A 21,582-nucleotide genomic window follows, 5' to 3' on the forward strand; every position below is an offset into this window, starting at 1 on the left:
TCAACTGGCGACATCCATGTCGCTGGGCTATAGATTCAATTCCAGGAAAATTATCCTTGTTTAAGTAGAATAATCACTCCAAAGCCTATTTTAAATTAAGATCTAAAAGTTCAGCATTTCCCCTCAATTTCAAACTGAAACAATAAATCCCGTGCTAAACTATCGAGTGGTTTTTGCAGGGACTCATTTATGCACTTTGTTCATCTTGGTATTCATACAGAATTTTCAATTACTGAATCCATCGTACGGATACCGGACCTGGTCAAAGCTGCTGCTAATGACGAGATGCCAGCACTCGCGCTAACCGATTTATCTAATCTCCATGCTGCGGTCAAATTCTATAAAAAATGCCTAGATAAAGGCATCAAGCCAATTCTCGGTTCTGAAATTCGCCTGAATGATGCCGAACATCGTGTCACCCTGCTTTCCATGACCAATAAAGGCTGGCGCAACCTGACCGAACTGGTCTCTGAAGGTTTTATTAGCGGCCAACAACTGGATATTCCTTGTGTACAAAAAGATTGGATTTTAAAGCAGCACGATGACATGATCGTATTGCTGGGTATGCAATCTGATGTCGGCAAAATGCTGATTACTTCAAATCCCGATAAGGCTGAACCTTTACTACAAGAATGGGTAGAGAAATTTGGTAATCGCGTATATTTAGCGCTTACTCGTACCAGTCGTCCTAATGAAGACCTTTTCATTGAAGAGGCGGTCAAACTCGCCAAAAAATATAATATCGGTGTAGTCGCACATAATGACGTGCACTTTCTTGCACGTGAAGACTTTGAAGCACACGAAGCACGTGTCTGTATCGCCGATGGTTATGTACTTGGTGATAATCGCCGTCCTAAAACCTATAGTCCTGAACAGTATTTTAAAAGTTCAGCAGAAATGTCAGAGCTTTTCTCGGATATTCCAACCGCGATTGAAAATACGTTTCATATCGCAAGACGCTGCAATGTCACCTTGCGTTTAGGCTTTAATGACCTGCCAGACTATCCGATTCCGGAAGGTCATACCATAGGCAGTTATTTTACCCATTTATGTGAAGTCGGTCTGGAAGAACGCCTAGACTTTCTGTATCCCCCTGAACAACGTGGTGAGGACTGGCCGGAAATCCGTCAACCTTATGATGAACGTCTGGCCTTTGAAATCAAGATTATTCTGGACATGGGCTTCCCGGGTTACTTCCTGATCGTAATGGACTTCATTCAGTGGTCCAAAGGGAATGGTGTGCCGGTAGGTCCGGGCCGTGGTTCAGGTGCCGGTTCTCTTGTAGCCTACAGTTTAAAAATTACTGACCTTGATCCACTGCGTTATGACCTGCTATTCGAACGTTTCTTAAACCCGGAACGTGTTTCGATGCCTGACTTTGACGTCGATTTCTGTATCGCTGGTCGTGACCGCGTAATTGATTATGTAGCGCGTACTTATGGCCGAGAAGCAGTTTCCCAGATTGCGACCTTCGGTACCATGGCGGCCAAAGGGGCAATTCGTGACGTGGCACGTGTCCTCGGTAAATCCTATGGTCTGGCTGATCGCATTTCCAAACTGATTCCCACCAAGCCTTTGGGTTTAAGCCTGGAAGAGTCTCTGGAAGCCGAGCCACAACTGAAAGACGTCGTTACCAATCCCTCCAATCCGGATTATGACGATGCTTCTGAAATCTGGGAAATGGCGCTCAAGCTTGAAGGTATTACCCGGAATACCGGTAAACATGCCGGTGGTGTAGTAATTGCACCAACCAAGCTGACTGACTACTCAGCTGTGATGTGTGATGCTGATGGTACTGCGCGTGTTGCCCAGTTCGATAAGGACGATGTCGAAGCAGCCGGCCTGGTGAAGTTCGACTTCCTGGGGCTGCGTAACCTGACGGTTATTGAAGATGCGGTTAAGAATATCAATAAGCGTATCCAAAGCGATAAACCGCTGGATATTGCTTATATTCCGCTAGATGATAAAGATGCCTATCTGGTCTTTGCCGAAGCCAATACCACGGCAGTGTTCCAGTTTGAATCCGTGGGCATGAAAAAGATGCTGAAAGAAGCTCGCCCAAGCAAATTTGAAGAGATTATCGCTTTCGTATCGCTGTATCGTCCGGGTCCAATGGACCTGATTCCTGACTTTATCCACCGTATGCACGGCGGTGAGTTTGAATATCTGCATCCTCTGCTTGAAGGCGTATTAGAGCCAACTTACGGGATTATGGTGTATCAGGAACAGGTCATGCAGGCTGCACAGTTCTGTGCCGGCTATACCCTCGGTGGCGCGGACTTGCTGCGTCGTGCCATGGGTAAGAAGAAGCCTGAGGAAATGGTCAAGCAGCGTAAAATCTTCATTGAAGGTGCTGCGAAAAAAGATATTGATGAAGCCACGGCTAACCATATCTTTGACTATATGGAAAAATTTGCCGGCTATGGTTTTAACAAATCGCATGCGGCAGCTTATGCTCTTGTTGCTTACCAGACGGCATGGCTGAAAGCGCATTATCCGGCTGAGTTCCTAGCAGCGGTGATGTCTTCGGAAATGCAGAATACCGATAACGTGGTATTCCTGATTGATGACTGCCGCAAGAATAATCTGGAAGTGTTACCACCATCCGTCAATATGTCGATCTATCAGTTCCATGCTACTGATGAAAAAACCATTGTCTATGGCTTAGGAGCGATTAAAGGCGTTGGTGAAGCGGCTATGCAGTCGGTGATTGAATCCCGTCAGAAAGAAGGTCCCTATAAAGACCTGTTTGACTTCTGCCACCGTATTGACCTGAAAAAAATAAATAAACGGACTTTGGAAGCCTTGATTCGTGCCGGTGCTTTGGATTGCTTGGGCATCGAGCGTGCTGACCTGATGGCACAACTCCCTGAAGCGGTACAGGCTGCAGATCAGGCTCGCCAGAACCGTGAAACTGGTATTATGGACCTGTTTGGTGAAGTTGAAGAAGTTCAACGCAAACCATCTAAGCCAGTCAAACCGTGGTCCGATGAAGTCCGCCTCAAAGGCGAAAAAGATACGCTTGGTCTATATCTGACTGGTCACCCGATTGATGTTTACCGTAATGAACTGAAAGCTTTTGTACCGTGTCAGATCAATGAACTGACCCCAACCCGCCGTGGTGTGACGACGGTATTTGCAGGCCTGGTGGTAGATGTAGCCAACTTTCCGAACCGGATGATGGTGACGCTGGATGATGGTACGGCACGGATTGAAGTCTCGACCAATCATGAACGTTTTAACCGCTTTAAAGACATCGTTCAGGTGGATCAAGTGGTGGTGATTGAAGGCGAAATTTATGAGCGCGAAGGTTTTGACCGTCCAATGGGACGTCTGACCAAAGCCTTTAGCCTGAACGAAATCCGCCAGAAACGAGCCAATAGCATCAAGATTACCCTGCAAGCGGAACATTACAGTAAAACCCTCAGCCGTGATCTGCAACAGATTCTCATGCCATATACCAATGTGGATATGAGTACGCATATTCCAGTCATTCTTTATCTGGATTATGACTATGCAACGACTGAGCTGCATCTGGGCCTGAACTGGAAAGTTGCTCCGCTGGATGAGCTGCTGGTCAAATTACGGGACTACTTTGGTAAAGCTGCCTTGCATATTGAATATCAGGTTAAATCTAAAGCTGCCCGTGCGGTGTCTTATGAAGAAGCCAAGCCGGTTGAAGTGCAGCCTCCTCCTGCAGATATGAGTATGGATGATGCCCTGGCGCAATATGAAGCCGAGTCTCAGCCGCAATATTCATAAATTCTGACCTTTAAAATATTTATATTGGAATCATCATGAGTCAAATTGACAATGCTGCTGTTTCAGCACATCTCTCCCATGTGCGTATTGTCATGGTTAATACCACCCTGCCTGCCAATATCGGTAGTGCTTTACGTGCCATGAAAACTATGGGCCTGTCCAAGCTGGTTCTGGTTGCACCAAAAACCTATCCACATCCGGATATTGATGCCTTGGCTGCAGGTGCGACCGATCTGATCGAGCAGATTGAAATCGTCGAGACACTGGAAGACGCGATCAAAGATTGCCAGATCGTTTTTGGAACCAGTGCACGTAGCCGCACGATTCCCTGGCCTCTTCTGGATGTGCGTCCTGCGGCTGAAAAAGCGCTATCTGCGGTCGTGCAAGAGCAACAGGAAATTGCGATTCTGTTTGGTCGTGAAGACCGTGGCCTGACCAATGAAGAACTGGCAATGGCGAATTATCACCTCACTATTCCAGTGAATACTGACTACGGCGTACTCAATGTCGCACAAGCAATTCAGGTCATCTGCTATGAACTGCGTATGGCTGCATTGGATCAGGTAGAACATCCACGTGATGCTAAAGCCACCATGCAGGTCATTGATGGCATTGAAATGGAATGGGATGAACCGCTGGTGAATCATGAACAGATGGAACAATTCTATCCACATTTAGAAAAAATGCTGGCAGAAATTGAGTTTATGGATCCTAAAAATCCACGATTGCTACCTTTACGCTTGCGTCGCCTATTTGGACGTATACAATTAGATCGTATGGAATATCATTTACTCCGTGGTATTTTCAGCCGGGTTCAGGCCTTAAATAATGGCACCTGGAAGAAATCTTCACACACTACCCAACAGGACAAGGATCAAATCTAATGTTTAAACAGCTCAAAGAGGATATACAGGCTGTCTTCGCGCGCGATCCTGCTGCACGCAACACCCTGGAAGTCTTGACCACATATCCTGGCATTCACGCGCTGATGATGCATCGTGTGGCGCATGAACTGTGGAACAAAGACTGTAAAGGCACAGCACGTGCTTTATCCTCATTCAGCCGTTTTGCTACAGGAATTGAAATCCATCCGGGTGCCAAGATTGGCCGCCGTTTCTTTATTGACCATGGTATGGGTGTGGTGATTGGTGAGACAGCTGAAATTGGTGATGATGTAACTCTTTATCACGGTGTGACCTTGGGGGGTACGACCTGGAATAAAGGCAAACGTCATCCAACCCTGGAAGATGGTGTGGTTGTGGGTGCCGGCGCAAAAATTCTCGGTCCGTTTACAGTTGGTAAAAATGCCAAGGTCGGTTCTAATGCTGTTGTAACCAAAGCCGTACCGGCCAATACCACAGCGGTCGGTAATCCTGCCCGGTTTATTACCAAAGACCAGCCGAAAGATGAAGCTGAAGCACGTCGTCGTGATTATGCAGAAAGTATTGGTTTCCAGCCATATGCAACCACACAAGATCAGTCTGATCCGATTATTGAAGGTATGCGTGTCCTACTTGACCGTATTCAGCAAAATGAAAAACGCATGAATATGCTTTGCAACCGTTTATCTATGCTTGACCCTACTTTTAAGAAAAACCAGTTGAATGAACATCCGCTCAGTAAGGAAGATCTAAAAATTCTGGAAGAAGCTCGCCGTGAGTGCGAAGCACAGACTTCTCAGTCTAAGGCCTGATCAAAAACGGTAACACGCCGTAACTTGCATGTTCGCTACAGTTTTCTTAGACTGACGAACATGCAATCTTACAATTTTTCAAAATAACATAAATGGATGTATACCATGACATTTAAGCCTTTGGCACTTGCCTGCTTCGCAGCGCTGGCATTGACCGCATGTTCAACTCCATCTTCAAAGCAAGACACACCTAAAAATGCAATGGTGTTCGCTGAGCCGGAACTGACCCCACCCTTTTATGCATTAAATCCATTCAATTATAACGAACCACCTCCATTTGAAGTGCACTTGCAGAAAGCTGCTGCTGCGCCTGTCACCAAAATGGTGGTGAACCGTGCTGATAACCCATCAGAAAAAATTACCCTTGATGTGAATCGTCTGATCATTCCAACCGTGAACAGCAATACGCGTTCTATGCGTTATGCGACTTTAGCTGGGCCGAATGAAATTGATATCACTGAAATTGATGATTTCTTGCAATTAGTTGAAGGTAAAGCACGACACTATCCACCACGTTTCAGTGACCGTCAGGAACGTAGAGGCTTTGAACTGAAACTGAAACGTGTCACTCAGGAACTCGATACTTTAGCTGCCAACAATAATGCCTCTTTCGATATTTTAATGCGTGCATTTAAAGCCAGCGTTATGGCGCGTAATCTCGACCTAGGTTCAGTCTATACTACTAAATCATTGGCTTATGCACAGCGTATTCTGAAATTGAACCAGGATGATGCTGAAGCCAACTTCTGGTTCGGTTTTGGTCTGTCTGAGGGTGGCGGTCAGCGTGAAGCGATTCCTTATCTGGAAAAAGCCATGAAAGCTGGTGTTCAGGAAGCCTATTTATCTGCGGCAAACAACTACATTGCCATGGAAAATAAAAAGAATGCAGTTCAGGTGCTGAAAAATTATAAGGTGAAATACCCACAAGAAGCACAAGTAGCAGACCAGCTGATTCAGGAAATTGAAAAGCAAGGTCGCTGGAATTTATGGCAAGTGCTGACACCCAAAAATTAAAGTGAAAATGCTCGTGATCTGAGTTACAAAATAGACTGCTTCGGCAGTCTTTTTTCTGATAAAAATAAGTAGAATACAAAACATTATTTCAATATTTAACTGAGCATTCAGATTTCATATGCACTATAAAATGAATAAAGCATTCGTCCTCTGTTCACTCTTATTCACCACAGTCCTGACCGGCTGTCAGGTGGTCAGTGTGAAAGAACAAGCCTTCAATGTCACCATCAGTAATGAACGTGACAGCATTTTAACCAGAGATAAACTGAGTGAAGCCAGCCTGAATGTTCTGTCCATGACTGGGCGTGAAGCACGCATCTGTACTGAACAACCGCAGGAATGCGTAGAGGCGCTCAAGGAGATCCCGCAGATTCTGGATGAACAGCTTCTGTCTACTGCCAGTGAGTTGTATCTGGCCAAATCGCTGCAATTGGGTAAAGGTTCAGAATGCAAAAGCAGCGTTCTGACCAAGACCCAGTCTGAAGAAAAAAAGCAGCTACAAAAACAGAATATCCAGAAATGCCAAGATCAGCAGCTGGCGATGCTGGACCAAAGTATTCGTTATAGCTATGCCTATCTGTTCAAAACCCAGCGTGCGCCACAAGATCGTATCTTTGACAACCGTCAGGTACAGATTCGTGACTTTTATAACCTGGCGATCTCGCATTTGATCCATGTTTATTCCGAGCGTCATCAGGCCAAAGAAGGCAGCCGCAAGATTCAGGTCGGCAACAGCATTTATACAGTAGATTTCGAAAACTATCCTGAAATTAAGGACCAGCCTTTTGAGAAGCTCATGTCGACCTATAACATGAATTTCTCTGGTCTACGTTCAATTACCCGTCGAGACGGTTTTGGTTCGGAATTTGTAGTGGTCCTTCCCGAAGAAAAACGTATCACACCAAATAAAAAATATATTGTCGACCCACTGAATTTCAAATATGCAGAAGGCAGCAATCCGAATATTCATTCGGCGCGTTATCTGGCCACTACTATTACCGCAGTTCCTAAATCTGCGACCAGTATTGATCAGATTATTAACGGTCCGGAATTCCAGCTCAAACTGCATGATCCTTACAAACATGAAAAAGTAACCGTTGCAGGTAAACAATATGCGCTGGCTGCAAATTTCTCGGCACCCTATGGCCTATGGCTGGCTGAAAATAACTTAGGACGTGCTGCCTATCTGGTGCTGATTGACCGGGATGACAACCTGATCATGCCGCATCTTTATATGCTGGAACCCTACAATCCGAAGAAAAAAGTGATTGTCCTGATCCATGGCCTAGCCAGCAGTCCTGAAGCCTGGATCCGTCTCACCAATGACATCATGGGTGATCCGGTACTGCGGGAAAATTTCCAGGTCTGGCAGGTATTCTATTCAACCAATATGCCAATTCTGGAGAGCCGTTATCAGATCAATGCCCTGATCCAGCAAGGTTTCCAACGCATCAATGCGCAGGATCCTGCCAAGAAAGATGCCGTACTGGTTGGTCATAGTATGGGTGGGGTGATCGCCCGCCTCTTGGTGAGTGATGCCAATCTGATTCCACGTACTGAAGAGTTGATTAATAATAACCGCCGTATCGAACGATTCCGCAATAATCCATTATTTAAAGCACGTTTGCAGCTTAAACCGATTCCAAGCTTTAGCCGAGGTATTTTCCTGGCTACCCCACATCGCGGAACTGATTATGCGGATCGCTGGTTTACCTTGGCGGCCCGTAAAATTATCCGTTTACCGAGTGCATTTTTGGGCGCATTTTCAGATACCTTACAAGGTGATATTGGACTGGATGATTTCATCAAGGAAGTTGGCCATGACATGATTCAGAACGGTCCAAGCGATTTATCCAAAAATTCGAAATTTAATGCGCTGACCCGTGATGTCGTGCCATACAAAGGCTTTAAGTTCCACAACATTATAGGTAATACGACAGATAGTACCGATAAATCAGTGATGACAGATGATGTGGTTCCCTATCAAAGTGCCGAGCTAAAAGGCGCAATTTCTGAGGAAATTATCAAAGGTGGTCATTCGATTCAGGAAACGCCTGAAGCTGTACTCGAGTTACGTCGTATCTTAAGGTTGCACCTGACTGAGCTCGGTTTATATCAGCCGCAAAAAGTATTGAAATAAGTATAAAAAACCGAAGTTAAAACTTCGGTTTTTTATTTTCTCTCTTGCGAAATAGCTATAAATCTAAAGTTACTTAATTTAAGAGCATGTAAATTGATAAGCACTTCTAAGAGATGATAGAGATAGTTAGGCAATCAAATTAATTTATAGTGATTTAAATGAAATATAATTTTTTTATATATAAAAGGATATTTCTTGAGCAGGATACTTTATCTGTGCTATCAATAGTTTAACCATTCGATACAATCTACATTATCAGTAGTTAAACGACTTTATTTGCTTAGTAATGGTACTTTATGAAATTAGCTGGCTCTAAACAGATTAGCCATGAAAAAGTAAATGAGCTGATTGCACATGGACTGAACTATGTGTATTTCAGAAAAGAACTCGAGCCAATCTATCGCCAGCAATACCGTGACGAAGCTGCTTATGAATTTCGTTTTCGGGGCAGCATTATTCTGGTTCTGTATTTTGTGCTAAGTTACGGGATTTTTCAGACCATTTCAATCGATGAAAAACTGATTCATTGGCTTTCTCTGTATGCCTGGGTTGGGGTAATTACCATCGCAGTTTGGTTAATGTCGTTTAGCAAGCCGTTTAATCGTTTCTTTGACCTGTATACCACGTTAGGTGCGACCAGTGCGGTCGCGATTTCTTTTGTAATTATTCCCGTGATTGGCCAGGATATTGATAATGATGCCCTGCTGCACGTGGCCATGATGTATGCAGTCGTCATTAACTATAGCTTTGTCGGTATGCGCTTTTATTCAGCACTCATTGCGGGTTGGGGCGGTGGACTGATTGGTTATCTGGTCACGGTTTCTCTCAACTACAATATTGACTGGACCTTTTTACATCGTACCTATACGTTTAGCAGTCTCCTTGGAATGATTATTGCCTATGCGATTGACCGCCAGCATCGTGAGAACTATTTGCAAAATTGTATTATCGAACTGCATAAAGAGGAACTGACCCAACAGGCACAGGAACTGGAACGGCTGACCCAACTTGATGCGCTCACTGGCCTTGCTAATCGACGCTATTTGACAGAATATCTGGACACGCAATGGCGCCACGCACTACGACATCAAGCGCCTTTAAGTATCATGATGGTGGATATCGATTACTTTAAAAACTATAACGACCATTTTGGACACATTGCCGGTGACGCATGTCTACAATTGGTAGCCCAACAGTTACAAGGCATTTCTTCCCGCAGTATGGAACTGGCAGCACGTTATGGTGGAGAAGAATTTTTACTGGTTTATCCTTATATCGATGAATTAGAAATACAGAAAATTGCCCAGGAGCTGATCCAACGCATCAATGCTTTGCAGCTGTTTCATCCTGCCAGTCAGGTCTCGGGTCATGTCACGGTGAGTATTGGCTGTGCCAGTATCAAGCCTCAAGAAAATGATCGCCTGGCTGATTTTATTGCTCAGGCTGATGAAGCGCTGTATGCTGCAAAAGCAGAGGGTCGTAATCGTTTTAAGATCGCTCCTCGTCAGTCTAAAAACAATGTATATATGATTTAGACCTGACTCCGATCCATATTTTTAGTGTTTAAAACCGGTAATCTTTCATTAGACTCGACAGAAGTCATCGAATCCATTTCTTTCTAAAAATTAATTTTGCTAGACTTAGCTCAATACACATTTTGCATGGCTGTTTTGATGGTTTCTGCTTTGGTAAATGAATAGCGACTATATTGCCTTCAGCTCATCAACCTTAATCAGCCTATCCATTATTTTTAAAGGATTTCTTCTTAATGACCAGTTCAGAACTCATGGCTGATCTTTCTACCCTAACACCTATGATGCAACAATATATGTCTGTGAAGATGCAGCACCCGCATTCATTGATGTTCTATCGTATGGGTGATTTCTACGAACTGTTCTTTGAAGATGCCCATAAAGCAGCCAAAATTCTTGGCATTACCCTAACCCATCGCGGCAAGGCCAATGGTCAGCCGATTCCAATGGCAGGTGTGCCTTTCCATGCGGCAGAAGGATATTTGGCCCGTTTGGTAAAAAAAGGCGAAACGGTAGTAATCTGCGAGCAGATTGGAGAGGTCACAGGTAAAGGTCCGGTTGAACGTGGTGTGGTTCGGATTATTACTCCGGGCACATTAACTGATGATGCCCTGCTGGGTGCACATCAAACTTCTAATCTGGTTGCACTATGCATTCAGCAAAATAAAATTGGTATCGCTCTACTGGATTTAAGCGCCGGTATCTTCAAAGTTCAACAAATTGATTATGACCTGAACCAACTGGCAATTGAGCTGGCACGTCTGATGCCAAGCGAAATTGTCGTGGACGAAAATCTGCAAGAGCAGGATCTGGTTGAACATTTGAAACGCCAACTGGATGTGCCGGTCAGCAAACGCCCAAATGTCGACTTTAACCTGAACAATGCCCAAAAGACTTTATGTGACCAGTTTGCTGTGAGTACACTGGCAGGTTTTGGGATTGATCATCTGCCACTCGCCAAAGCCGCAGCGGCTGCATTGATTCACTATGCCAAAGAAACCCAGAAAACTGCGCTGCCGCATATTCGTACCATTCAACTAGAACAAAGTTCAGACTTTATTGCGCTAGATCCGGTTACTCGTCGCAATTTAGAGTTGATTGAACCATTATTTGAACATGGTACTTCGCTGTTCCAGTTAATCAATGATTGTCAAACAGCAATGGGTGGCCGCCTGCTGAGTCGCACCTTGATGCAGCCCTTACGCGATACTGCCATTCTGGATGAGCGTCTGGATGCTACTCAGGTATTATTAGACGGCTTTCATGAATCGCCAGTACGTCTGGTTTTAAAAGAAATCAGTGATATTGAACGTGTATTGAGCCGTATTGCATTGGGCAGTGCACGTCCACGGGATCTGGTTCAGCTGCGTCAGGCCTGTGCTCAGATCCCGTTCCTGCGTCATGCACTACAACCGATGGTCAGCCAGCAGCAGTCCAAATTACTCATTCAACTGAATGAAGAACTTGGTGATTTCCATGGTCTGCATGAATGTTTGATGTCAGCCATTGTGGAAAATCCACCAGTTCTGTTACGTGATGGGAATGTTATTGCCGAAGGTTTCGATGCAGAACTGGATGAGTTACGCAAAATTCGCGATCATGCCGGGCAATTCCTGATTGATCTAGAAATCAAGGAACGTGAACAGAGCGGTATTCCAACCCTGAAAATCGGCTATAACCGTGTCAGTGGCTACTATATTGAATTGACCCGTGCACAGGCTGAACAGGCACCAGAACATTATATTCGCCGCCAGACCTTAAAGAATGCCGAACGTTACATCACGCCAGAGCTGAAAGCCTTTGAAGATAAAGTCCTTTCCAGCGAATCGCGTGCACTGGCGCGTGAAAAATTGCTCTTTGAAATGCTGCTGGATGAATTGCGTAAGGACATTGGCAACCTGCAAATGATGAGCAGTGCCATCGCACAGATTGATCTACTGTGTAACTTTGCGCATCAGGCACGCTTACGCAACTGGTCACGCCCGAAATATAGTCCGGAAATTGGCTTGAAAATCCAGGCAGGCCGTCATCCTGTTGTGGAAGCTTTAAGCAAAACTGCCTTCACTCCAAATGATACGCAACTGGATTATCAGCATCGGATGGCCATTATCACCGGTCCAAACATGGGCGGTAAATCTACCTTTATGCGTCAGACTGCACTGATTGCCCTGCTGGCCTATTGCGGTAGCTATGTTCCGGCACAGGCTGTAACCTTGGGGCCAATTGACCGCATTTTTACCCGGATCGGTTCGGCAGATGACTTGTCTACAGGTAAATCCACCTTCATGGTAGAAATGACCGAAACTTCGCAGATTCTGCATCATGCGACTAGTCAATCACTCGTGCTGATGGATGAAGTCGGTCGTGGTACCAGCACTTATGATGGTCTGTCCCTAGCTTGGGCATGCGTACTTGATCTCACCCGACGTATTCAATGTTTATGTCTGTTTGCCACGCATTATTTTGAGTTAACTGAACTGGCCAGCGAATCAGGTATTGATAACTATCATGTGACTGCCCGTGAAGTGAATGGTAACCTGATTTTGCTGCATAAAGTGCAACAAGGTCCAGCCAGCCAGAGTCATGGCCTACAGGTCGCCAAACTTGCCGGTATTCCAGCAAGCGTAATCCGGGAAGCACAAAACCGACTGCGTATTCTGGAAAAGCAGCATCACACCAAGCCTCAAAGCCCACAACCTGATCTGTTTGCGATTGAACAGGTCGAAACAGTCGTTGAGCGGATTATTGAGGTGGAAAAACCATCAGCTGCACTTGAACTGCTGGAAGACATTGATGTCGACAGCCTCAGTCCGCGTGAAGCCTTACAGCAGCTTTATGCACTGAAAGATCTACTGAAACTACCAGGCTAAACTCTTCAACCGCTTCATTCAGTATGAGGCGGTTTTGTTTTAGGTAGTTATAATCTCTGAATTTGATATCTGTATCGGTTTTTTTGCAAAAATAACAGCCCTATATATAACAAATATCAATAAAAGGAATTGTTAGTTGCTGCGGTTTTTGCCTAAAATACACATTAGTTATTAGAACCATATTTTTTAGGTAGCTGTCGCCATGACCTTCGTTGTCACTGAAAATTGTATTAAATGTAAATATCAAGACTGTGTTGAAGTTTGCCCTGTAGATTGTTTCTATGAAGGTCCGAACTTCCTTGTAATTAACCCGGACGAATGTATCGACTGCGCGTTATGTGAACCAGAATGTCCTGCAAATGCAATTTTCTCTGAAGATGAGTTACCTGAGGGCCAGGAAGTATTCATCGAATTGAATGCTGAGCTGTCTCAAAAATGGCCGAATATCACTCAAATTGGTGATCAGCCAGCTGACCGTGAAGAATGGAACGGTAAGGCAGATAAACTGCAATATCTTGAAAAGTAATTTTCAAACCTCCAAAAAAGATCAGCATAGTCTGGTCTTTTTTTGTACCTGATGCACACATTTCATTGCAATTTATCCTGAATTCCTTCGCAAAAGTGGACTAAAATAGCGCTATTTTATAAATACCTGATTTCTAATAATGAAGCATTTTTACAAGGGATTATTGGGTCTCAGCATGATCCCTTTTGTCATGGTGGGCTGTACCACTGCGACAAAGAAACCAATGACCTTGCCAGATGGAAAACGGATTTACATTCCTCAGGAACAGGTTAAGGTTGACCGTAAGGTGCTGCCTAAGAGTATTCCTTTTGCCTATACCAACTGGGCAGCCGTAGCAAATAACCTCTCTCGTGTACGCGAGTATGAAGTATTTTTAGAACGTAATTCGGTAGGCAATATCATTCCAAGTTTTGAATTGATGCGTACTGCACGTGACTGGTCGCGTTGTGGTGGACCGCAGTATATGGTGCCAAGCCGTGAGCTGTGGAGCAATCAGTTGCCAACGTTACGTGTATTTAAATATCTGGTTGCAGCCAATGTCCTCAATGATTTCGAAGTAACCTCAGTTTATCGTGATCTGCCACTCAATAAATGTGCTGGTGGTGCTAACTCTTCACGTCACCTGTATAACTCTGCGATTGATTTCCGTATTGGCCCGGAATTCCCGCAGCCAGAAGATTATGCCTATATTGAAAATACCAAGTTCAAACTCTGCCAGTTCTGGATACAGCATGGTCAAAGCCTGAATATGGGCTTAGGTCTATATGCTTCAGGTCAGATCCATATTGATACCCAAGGTTACCGCACCTGGGGCCCGGATTTAAGCCGTAGATCTTCAATGTGTAATTACTAAGTCATTCCACCTACAATACAGAATCTGTAAATCGTTCTGTATTGTTCATTTTCAAAGCAAATATAAAACAATAAATTGCGCTCCACTGCGAAAGGTTTAAAATGCCTGCATCGCAACAAAGGTGCTCAAGCTATGCAACAAATGTGGACAGATCTCGACAATTATATTGATTCACATTTAATTCCAGATGATCCTATTCTGAAACAGACTCTTGAAAATACAGCTGCGCATGGATTTCCTGATCATCTGGCGGTAGCTGCCAATCAGGGCATGCTGTTACAGATGCTGATTCAGATGAATGGCTGCAAGCGTGTACTTGAACTGGGAACTTTTGCTGCATATAGCACCATGTGGCTGGCACGTGCCCTGCCTGAAGATGGTTATATCCTGACCATTGAAGGTCGTGATACGCATGCCGCGATGGGTCAGGAAAATATCGAGCGTGCCAACCTTAAACAGACAGTCGAACTTAAATGTGGCCGTGCGGCAGATATTCTAAAAGCCCTACCAGAAGATACAGAACCATTCGATTTTATCTTTATTGATGCGGATAAACAGAGCTATCCTGAATATCTGGAGCTCAGCCTGAAACTGTCTCGTTCAGGTACAGTAATCTTTTTAGACAACGTGATTCGTGCTGGGGCAATTATTGATTTGGACAATAATAAGCCAAGTATTGAAGGTATTCGCAGCATGTTTGAAGCAATGCAGAATCACCCGCGCCTACTTTCCAGTACCGCTCTACAGACCGTGGGCAGCAAAGGTCATGACGGTTTTGCACTGGCTATTGTCAAATAACAGTCTGAGAGCAAAAAACACCCAATAAAGTATTTTAAATATATAACAATAACTTATGAAATGTAACCACAGAGTTATCCACAATATATGAGGATAACTCTGATTATTTTTAAATCAAACTGTAACAATTTCCAACTTCAAGCTTTTTAATTTCGTGGAATTGTTATTTTAACTTTATAACGCTTTTTCCAATATTTTCCTTTACTTGGCAACCAGAAGCGGTACTTTGGAATTGCGGAAGATGGTGGTCGCGATACTACCCAGGAAGAACTGGTGGATTTTGCTGTGACTGAATGCACCCAGCACAATCAGCTGAATTCCCTGCTCCTGCTGATAAGACAGAATGTTCTCTGCCACATCACCATAGCGGTATTCAGGAACAACATCCAGTCCAGCTTCTTTCAGATAATTTAACGGTTCATTCAGGATTTCAGCATGATCTCCGACATACAGCAAATGACACTGTAGCAGTTTCAGTAAATCACTTTCTGAAATACGTTTCATCATCTGGATACAGGTTGGTGAATATTCGTAGGCAAAGATAAAGCGTGTTGGCGGTTTAAAGTTTTCACCCACTGTCATTACCGTACAATTGGCACCACGGATAAAGTTTTCCACATTAGTGCCCATCGGCTTGTTTTTCTCAGCAGAGCGTTCACCCAAACGTCCAATGACGACAATGTCATCAGGTCTGAGTAACTGAAAACTTTGTTCTAGGAAATCCCCTTTTTCCTGAATATGGATGGTGTTGATATTGTGTTTTTCTTTGATCTGGTCAGAAATATGCCGCAGCAGATTATTGCTATAGTCTAAAGCCAGTTCACTCTGTTTCTGTTCAAGTTCAGCCAGTTCTTTTAATAGCATGGCATTGCTTTCAAAACCAATCACACCACTAATTTCCCCCAAATGATAACTTGCAGGGTAATAATCCAAAACTTGCAATAACACCAGCTCGCGATGGGTCTGCTTGGCAATCCATGCAGCTGCTTCTGCGAGGGCATTAATGCATGGAGAAGAATCAATGCAGGCAATGACACGTTTCATGTTTAGCCTCTCTCATTATAATAAAAGTTCTTAGATATTTTTAAGTTAGCATAGCCTTCGGCAAATGTGCAGCAAATTCTGTAGCACAGGATTTGAATTATGTTATTTTTTATGTGACGTTCTAGTGGCTTATACATTTTTGAACTACTCGAACAATCCTTGTATCGTCTGAAACTCTAAACATATATTAATCCCGGTAGCGAATCAGTTTGGCCGGATTACCTGCAACGATCATGCGTTCATCCACATCTTTGGTTACCATACTATTCATACCAACAATGGCCTGATCCGCAATTTTCACTCCGTCTTTAATACCGACATGAGCACCAAGCCAGACATCACGGCCAATTTCAATCCCTTTGGAACGCACCGGCTGTTTATAAATGGGCTGTTCCAGCACCATCCCATGATCAAAAGCGTACAGGTGACAATAGGCCGCCATACGCACCTGATCATGTAACTTAATTCCTACCCGTCCACCATCCAGAATACAGTGGTGATTAATCGCGACTTCATTGCCAATTTCTAGTGGCCCATGCAAGGTACAGTCTGCTGCGATAAAGCTATGATCACCAATTACAATTTTTCGGCCCGGTTCAGCGAAAATATGTGCCAGTGGTGAAATAAAGCAGTTCTCACCAATCTCGACTGTTTCCATTTCACGCAGATAGTCCTGATATTCGCGCTGCCACTGTTCTGCCCAGCCCCGGTTTTTAGGCTTGAGTGACCAGTATAGCCACGGCATATAATTCAGACGATGCTTGTGCTGCTCGCGGTATTTCAGTAGAGGGTCCTGCTGCTCAGTCATCTTGGGGCTCATCTATAATTTTTAAGGCTTCACGTCCGCGGCTGATATCCTGAATCTTCAAAGCAAATGGCTCAATCTGATGTTTCTGCATTTGCGCAATAACCTCGACGCCTTCTGCGGTATAATCTTCCTGATAGTCAATCTGTTGCTGATTCAGCTCATACTGAAAAATAGCCCATTCACTAAAATTACAACGAAAGGACACTTTCTTCTTTTCAATCAGTTCAATCTTTTCAGCCAAGACCAGGCATTGCCCCGCACACCCCCCATAAGCACGAACCAAACCACCCGTACCTAGCTTGATTCCTCCATACCAGCGATTCACCAGCACCAATACATTGGTCAGCTCATTGCCTTCAATGGTCGCTAAAATCGGTCGACCTGCGGTGCCAGAAGGCTCGCCATCATCATTAAAACGCACATTATGTCCAATTTTCCATGCCCAGCACTGATGCGTCGTGGTGGTATCACGATAAGCTTCCAGAAAATCCTTTATATCCTGTTCGGATTCCACCGGCGTGGCAAAGGCCTGAAAGTGGCTTTTCTTGATCTCTTCTTCAAAACTGACAAGGCTGGCAATAGTAAAAGACATTGGATTCAAACAATAACATCACTGTGTTGCAGTATAACGTGTTTGCTAGCACAAACAAAAAAGCCCCTATACATAGAGGCTTGATTTTGTACAACTACTATGAAGGATTAGCGTTCGCGTAATGCTTCTTTGGCCTTGTTAAACGGTTTAACCAGATAATCCAGTACGGTTTTTTCACCCGTACGGATATCCACGGTTGCTACCATGCCCGGGGTGATATTAAATTCCTGTCCGGCTTTATTAGTCAGTTTGTCATTTTCGGTACGGATATAAACGCGGTAGTAAAACTGATCCTGCTTGACTTCATCACGTAGAGTATCGGGGGAAATCACAGTAACTTTACCTTTCAGGCCGCCATAAATCGAGTAATCATAAGCGGTGATTTTGACCAGCGCTTCCTGATCCGGACGGATAAAGGCAATATCACGTGGTGAAATACGCGCCTCGACCAGCAATTTTTCATCCAGCGGTACAATCGTCATCAACTTGCCGTTTTGTGGAATGACGCCTCCCAAGGTCATGACATCAATTTCCTTCACCACGCCACGTACTGGCGATTTGAAAATAGTCCGGTTCAGCGTATCGGATTTACCACGTACCACCTGTTGCTGAGTTTCCACATCAGTATTAGCTTTGGCAAGTTCTTCACACGCTTTCACAAAATACTGATTCCGCACATCATTCATCTGGTTTTGCAGGTCATTGGCTTCACGCTTTAAACGCAGAACTTCCACTTCGCTTGCAGCACCTTTTGCAACTAATGGTTCAGTCATAGCCAGTTCTTGCTGTACCAGTATCAATGCCTGCTGTAACCCTGCTAAAGATTGTTCCAGATTAGCACGACGCGATTTATATAATGCAGTTTCCTCTGCCACCAGTTTTGGCTCTTTGAGTACCTCTGGCGGGAAGGACAACGGCGCACCAGTGACTTCAGCACGTAAGCGTGCCGCAGTTGCACGCGAAGAAATTAACAGAGAAGCCGATTCACCCACATTGGATTCAAAACGGGTGGGATCCAGCTGCGCCAATACCTGACCCTGCTCGACAATTTCACCTTCTTTGACGTTAAGTTTGGTGAGGATACCACCTTCCAGAGACTGAATAACCTGTTCCTTGGAAGAGGGAATCACTTTACCGGTGCCTGTCGAAACTTCTTCCAGCTTGAACAACCATGCCCATGTCAGCAGAATCAGTAAGCCTATGCCAATGATCCAGATGATCACACTTGATTTTGGCAAAGGTGGTTCCTGAAAGCTGACTTTGGTTGAACGCTTGATTTCCTGTTGTGCACTCATGCGCTTGCTCCCGTAACACGCTTCGCTCCACCTTGTGATTGGTTCAGGATCTGGTCCCGCGGACCATCCATCACAATCTTGCCGTCATTTACGACAATAATGCGATCTACCAGTTCAAGTACCGCACGACGATGTGTAGCCACCACCATGGTTCGGCCAATCAGATAAGTTTTTAAATTATCAATCAGCTGTTTCTCAGAAACATCATCAATGGCAGCAGTGGGTTCATCCAGCAATAAAATTCGTGGTTGGCGAATCAGTAAACGAGAAAGTAACAAGGCTTGACGCTGCCCCCCAGAGAAGCCCACACCACCTTCCAGAATGATATGGTCCAGGCCTTCTTTTTTTCTCCTGAACAAAGCCCAATGCACCTGTGAGTTGCAAAGCTTCAAGGATTTGCTGGTCAGTTGCCAGTGGTGCACCCAGCGTCAGGTTTTCACGAATGCTGCCATAAAATAACTGTGAATTTTGATTCAGTAGGCTCATATCACGGCGCACATCTGCCGGATCAATCAGGTTCAGGTCAATCCCATCAAGTTTAACCTTGCCCTGTAACGGCGTTTGCATACCGGATAACAACTGCAATAAGGTTGATTTACCGGCACCATTACGCCCCAAAATCGCAATCTTCTCACCGGGCTTGATGTCCAGTTTTGGAATGACTAGAGTCGGTTTAGGGTCATCTTCACCATATTTGAATACTGCCCCGCTCAGCTCGTACTGACCTTCGAGTAATGGGCGGTGAATCAGATGTGAATAATCCGGCTGATCTACCGGCTTTTTCATCAGTTCATCTAAACCGTTTTTCGCGACTTTCGCCTGCTGTAAACGACCCAACACACCGGTAATTTGCGAAATTGGCGCAAGCATACGCGAAGACAGGATTGAACAGGCAACCAGTGCACCTGTGGTCATTTCACCTTCCATAACGGCAAAACAGCCCACTAATACGACGATGGCAAATGTCAGGCCTTGAATCTTTTGCGTCCAGGCGGTCATCAAACCAACGATTTTACGTTGCTGCATGTTGACATCCGCAGACACTTCATTCATATGGTTCCACTGGTTCTGGAAACGCGATTCAGCACGCAGTAGCTTGATGTCTTCAATTCCTTGTACTGCTTCCACCAGCAATGCATTACGGATTGCAGATTCACGCATGCCCATTTGTGCCAGCTCACCCAGTTTCTTCTGTGCCAGAATCCCCGGTAGAATCATTATAGGTACGACTAACAGCATCACCCAGAACAGGTTTCCGCCAATGAGCCAGAAAATCCCCAGGAACAGGAAGAAAAATGGCAGGTCGGCAATTGCAGTCACCGTAGTAGAAGTCACCAGTTCACGGACGCCTTCCAGTTCACGAATCTGTGAAATAAAAGTACCTGTAGATTTTGAACGCTCTTTATTTTTAATGCGTAAGGCATGACCAAAAACCTGGTCAGAAATACGTAAATCAGCGCGCTTGCCGATAATATCAGACAGATAGATCCGGGAGACGCGTAAGGTAAATTCGAAGATTGCCGCAATCAATACACCGCTTGCCAGTACCCATAAGGTCGGGATAGACTGTGAAGGAATGACCCGGTCATACACGTTCATGGAAAAGACAATGGTAGCCAGTGCGAGGATGTTCGCGATTAAAGAAGCAAACATCACATCGATATAACGCTTCCAGTCATTCAGGACAATTGACCAGAACCAGTTCTTTTCGAAAGGCTTGATATATTCATCGACCCGGGCATCGGGTACTGAAGACTCAGGACGTAAGATATAAAGGCTTTTAGCACCCTGCTTCAGATGTTCCAGGTTAAAAACCTGAGACAACCCCTGATCGCCACTGAGCTGTACACTAGCTTTGCCTTCACTATCAATGCGCTCGATGACACCCACTTCGCCATTTTCAAATTCTACCAATATTGGCAATTTCCATGGACTGAGCAGACTGGCATCAAACTTGTTTTTACGTACATTTAAACCGATCTGACGCGTGACAACTTTGAGCAGCTCGTCAACATCATGATGCTGGTTCCAGTCGAGTTGTAAGCGGATTCTTTCCTCAGATGGCTCGATGCGATAATGCTTGGCGATATTAAGTATCGCCTGAAGCCACGGCTGATAATTTATTGTATTATTCATGGCTGTACTTCAAACCCCTGAATAGAAATACGGTTAAGGTCATAAAGATCGCGTGTGCGACCGGTGACCTGAATGTACTGAACAATAGCGGTATAAATATCGTAGCGCGCGGTTTCAATTTCTTGGGCTGCGCTGTGAATTGCCTGCTCTGCATTAAGCAGATCGACTACGGTTCGAGTACCGAGTTTATATTGTTCCTGATACAGCTCTCTGGTGCGCACAGTGGTTGCACGGCGCTGTGCCAGAATGTCCATTTGTCGCTGTTTATTTTCAATCTGTTCGCGAATCAAACGGACCTGATCGACTACATCCAGATAGGCAGTATTGACCTGAGCACGTGCTGCTTCTTCAGCAAAACTGGCTGCACGGGTCTGTGATCTGGTCGCCCCACCTTGATAGAAATTACTGGTGGCTTCAATCATCACAGAGTTATAAAAGCCATCATCTTCATTATTATTCGGATTGCGGCCATTAATGGCCTGACTCATACTCCCTTTGATATTAGGGCGTGTCCTCATT

The 21,582-nt window shown here is 44.7% G+C and carries 15 protein-coding genes and 1 pseudogene; 10 read left to right on the forward strand and 6 right to left on the reverse strand.

Features of this window, described 5'->3' with window-relative positions; all coding sequences use genetic code 11:
• The first annotated feature begins 189 nt into the window (after positions 1 to 189).
• From dnaE to B4033_RS05810, 10 genes are all read left to right on the forward strand, one after another.
• The gene (gene dnaE / locus B4033_RS05765) at positions 190 to 3,762 is read left to right on the forward strand and encodes a DNA polymerase III subunit alpha (protein WP_286832647.1); all 3,573 of its coding nucleotides are present in this window, start codon (positions 190 to 192) and stop codon (positions 3,760 to 3,762) included.
• A 35-nt stretch (positions 3,763 to 3,797) separates the two neighbouring features.
• Complete coding sequence (locus tag B4033_RS05770) at positions 3,798 to 4,646, forward strand: RNA methyltransferase (RefSeq protein ID WP_004812609.1); 849 nt, start codon at positions 3,798 to 3,800, stop codon at positions 4,644 to 4,646.
• Positions 4,646 to 5,455: a serine O-acetyltransferase gene (gene cysE, locus B4033_RS05775; protein WP_004894357.1), complete on the forward strand. Its 810-nt coding sequence runs from the start codon at positions 4,646 to 4,648 to the stop codon at positions 5,453 to 5,455. The genes B4033_RS05770 and cysE overlap by 1 nt, the downstream gene beginning before the upstream one ends.
• Before the next feature lie 105 nt (positions 5,456 to 5,560).
• The gene (locus tag B4033_RS05780) at positions 5,561 to 6,469 is read left to right on the forward strand and encodes an ABUW_2363 family tetratricopeptide repeat lipoprotein (protein ID WP_286832650.1); all 909 of its coding nucleotides are present in this window, start codon (positions 5,561 to 5,563) and stop codon (positions 6,467 to 6,469) included.
• Positions 6,470 to 6,587: 118 nt separating this feature from the next.
• The gene (locus B4033_RS05785; RefSeq protein ID WP_376745285.1) at positions 6,588 to 8,609 is read left to right on the forward strand and encodes an esterase/lipase family protein; all 2,022 of its coding nucleotides are present in this window, start codon (positions 6,588 to 6,590) and stop codon (positions 8,607 to 8,609) included.
• Between the two features lie 296 nt (positions 8,610 to 8,905).
• Positions 8,906 to 10,144 (forward strand): GGDEF domain-containing protein, encoded by a 1,239-nt coding sequence (locus tag B4033_RS05790; RefSeq protein ID WP_163166287.1) that lies wholly within the window; start codon positions 8,906 to 8,908, stop codon positions 10,142 to 10,144.
• A gap of 233 nt (positions 10,145 to 10,377) precedes the next feature.
• Positions 10,378 to 13,011, forward strand: coding sequence for a DNA mismatch repair protein MutS (gene mutS, locus B4033_RS05795; protein WP_286832654.1), 2,634 nt, complete (start codon positions 10,378 to 10,380; stop codon positions 13,009 to 13,011).
• A gap of 202 nt (positions 13,012 to 13,213) precedes the next feature.
• A complete protein-coding gene (fdxA, locus tag B4033_RS05800; protein WP_004812595.1) occupies positions 13,214 to 13,537 on the forward strand; it encodes a ferredoxin FdxA in 324 nt (107 codons plus the stop codon).
• A gap of 139 nt (positions 13,538 to 13,676) precedes the next feature.
• On the forward strand, positions 13,677 to 14,390 hold the full coding sequence (locus B4033_RS05805; RefSeq protein ID WP_004812593.1) for a D-Ala-D-Ala carboxypeptidase family metallohydrolase: 714 nt from the start codon (positions 13,677 to 13,679) through the stop codon (positions 14,388 to 14,390).
• Positions 14,391 to 14,522: 132 nt separating this feature from the next.
• Positions 14,523 to 15,188, forward strand: a complete 666-nt coding sequence (locus B4033_RS05810) for an O-methyltransferase (RefSeq protein WP_004812592.1) — start codon at positions 14,523 to 14,525, stop codon at positions 15,186 to 15,188.
• A gap of 201 nt (positions 15,189 to 15,389) precedes the next feature.
• Here the strand turns inward: B4033_RS05810 and B4033_RS05815 are convergent, their stop codons facing one another.
• The 6 genes and pseudogenes from B4033_RS05815 to B4033_RS05840 form a co-directional block, all read right to left on the reverse strand.
• Complete coding sequence (locus B4033_RS05815) at positions 15,390 to 16,232, reverse strand: universal stress protein (RefSeq protein ID WP_286832655.1); 843 nt, start codon at positions 16,230 to 16,232, stop codon at positions 15,390 to 15,392.
• Positions 16,233 to 16,419: 187 nt separating this feature from the next.
• On the reverse strand, positions 16,420 to 17,040 hold the full coding sequence (locus tag B4033_RS05820) for an acyltransferase (protein WP_286832656.1): 621 nt from the start codon (positions 17,038 to 17,040) through the stop codon (positions 16,420 to 16,422).
• Positions 17,033 to 17,632, reverse strand: a complete 600-nt coding sequence (locus B4033_RS05825) for an IMPACT family protein (RefSeq protein WP_286832657.1) — start codon at positions 17,630 to 17,632, stop codon at positions 17,033 to 17,035. The genes B4033_RS05820 and B4033_RS05825 overlap by 8 nt, the downstream gene beginning before the upstream one ends.
• A gap of 107 nt (positions 17,633 to 17,739) precedes the next feature.
• A complete protein-coding gene (locus B4033_RS05830; protein WP_286832658.1) occupies positions 17,740 to 18,927 on the reverse strand; it encodes an HlyD family efflux transporter periplasmic adaptor subunit in 1,188 nt (395 codons plus the stop codon).
• Positions 18,924 to 21,063: pseudogene (locus B4033_RS05835) on the reverse strand (type I secretion system permease/ATPase). The gene B4033_RS05830 and the pseudogene B4033_RS05835 overlap by 4 nt, the downstream one beginning before the upstream one ends.
• Positions 21,060 to 21,582: TolC family protein (locus B4033_RS05840; protein ID WP_286832659.1), on the reverse strand; the 523-nt coding region annotated here is incomplete at its 5' end. The pseudogene B4033_RS05835 and the gene B4033_RS05840, both read right to left, overlap by 4 nt.

Origin of the sequence: Acinetobacter sp. UBA3132 (assembly GCF_002364825.1) — a bacterium.
GTDB classification, from domain to species: domain Bacteria; phylum Pseudomonadota; class Gammaproteobacteria; order Pseudomonadales; family Moraxellaceae; genus Acinetobacter; species Acinetobacter schindleri.

Excerpts from the sequence above, each read along its gene's own strand:
- B4033_RS05780 (WP_286832650.1), top strand. The coding sequence starts at position 5,561 with ATGACATTTAAGCCTTTGGCACTTGCCTGCTTCGCAGCGCTGGCATTG.
- fdxA (WP_004812595.1), top strand. The coding sequence starts at position 13,214 with ATGACCTTCGTTGTCACTGAAAATTGTATTAAATGTAAATATCAAGAC.
- B4033_RS05805 (WP_004812593.1), top strand. The coding sequence starts at position 13,677 with ATGAAGCATTTTTACAAGGGATTATTGGGTCTCAGCATGATCCCTTTT.
- B4033_RS05820 (WP_286832656.1), bottom strand. The coding sequence starts at position 17,040 with ATGACTGAGCAGCAGGACCCTCTACTGAAATACCGCGAGCAGCACAAG.
- B4033_RS05830 (WP_286832658.1), bottom strand. The coding sequence starts at position 18,927 with ATGAGTGCACAACAGGAAATCAAGCGTTCAACCAAAGTCAGCTTTCAG.
- B4033_RS05770 (WP_004812609.1), top strand. The coding sequence starts at position 3,798 with ATGAGTCAAATTGACAATGCTGCTGTTTCAGCACATCTCTCCCATGTG.
- B4033_RS05790 (WP_163166287.1), top strand. The coding sequence starts at position 8,906 with ATGAAATTAGCTGGCTCTAAACAGATTAGCCATGAAAAAGTAAATGAG.
- mutS (WP_286832654.1), top strand. The coding sequence starts at position 10,378 with ATGACCAGTTCAGAACTCATGGCTGATCTTTCTACCCTAACACCTATG.
- B4033_RS05785 (WP_376745285.1), top strand. The coding sequence starts at position 6,588 with ATGCACTATAAAATGAATAAAGCATTCGTCCTCTGTTCACTCTTATTC.
- dnaE (WP_286832647.1), top strand. The coding sequence starts at position 190 with ATGCACTTTGTTCATCTTGGTATTCATACAGAATTTTCAATTACTGAA.
- B4033_RS05825 (WP_286832657.1), bottom strand. The coding sequence starts at position 17,632 with ATGTCTTTTACTATTGCCAGCCTTGTCAGTTTTGAAGAAGAGATCAAG.
- B4033_RS05815 (WP_286832655.1), bottom strand. The coding sequence starts at position 16,232 with ATGAAACGTGTCATTGCCTGCATTGATTCTTCTCCATGCATTAATGCC.
- cysE (WP_004894357.1), top strand. The coding sequence starts at position 4,646 with ATGTTTAAACAGCTCAAAGAGGATATACAGGCTGTCTTCGCGCGCGAT.
- B4033_RS05810 (WP_004812592.1), top strand. The coding sequence starts at position 14,523 with ATGCAACAAATGTGGACAGATCTCGACAATTATATTGATTCACATTTA.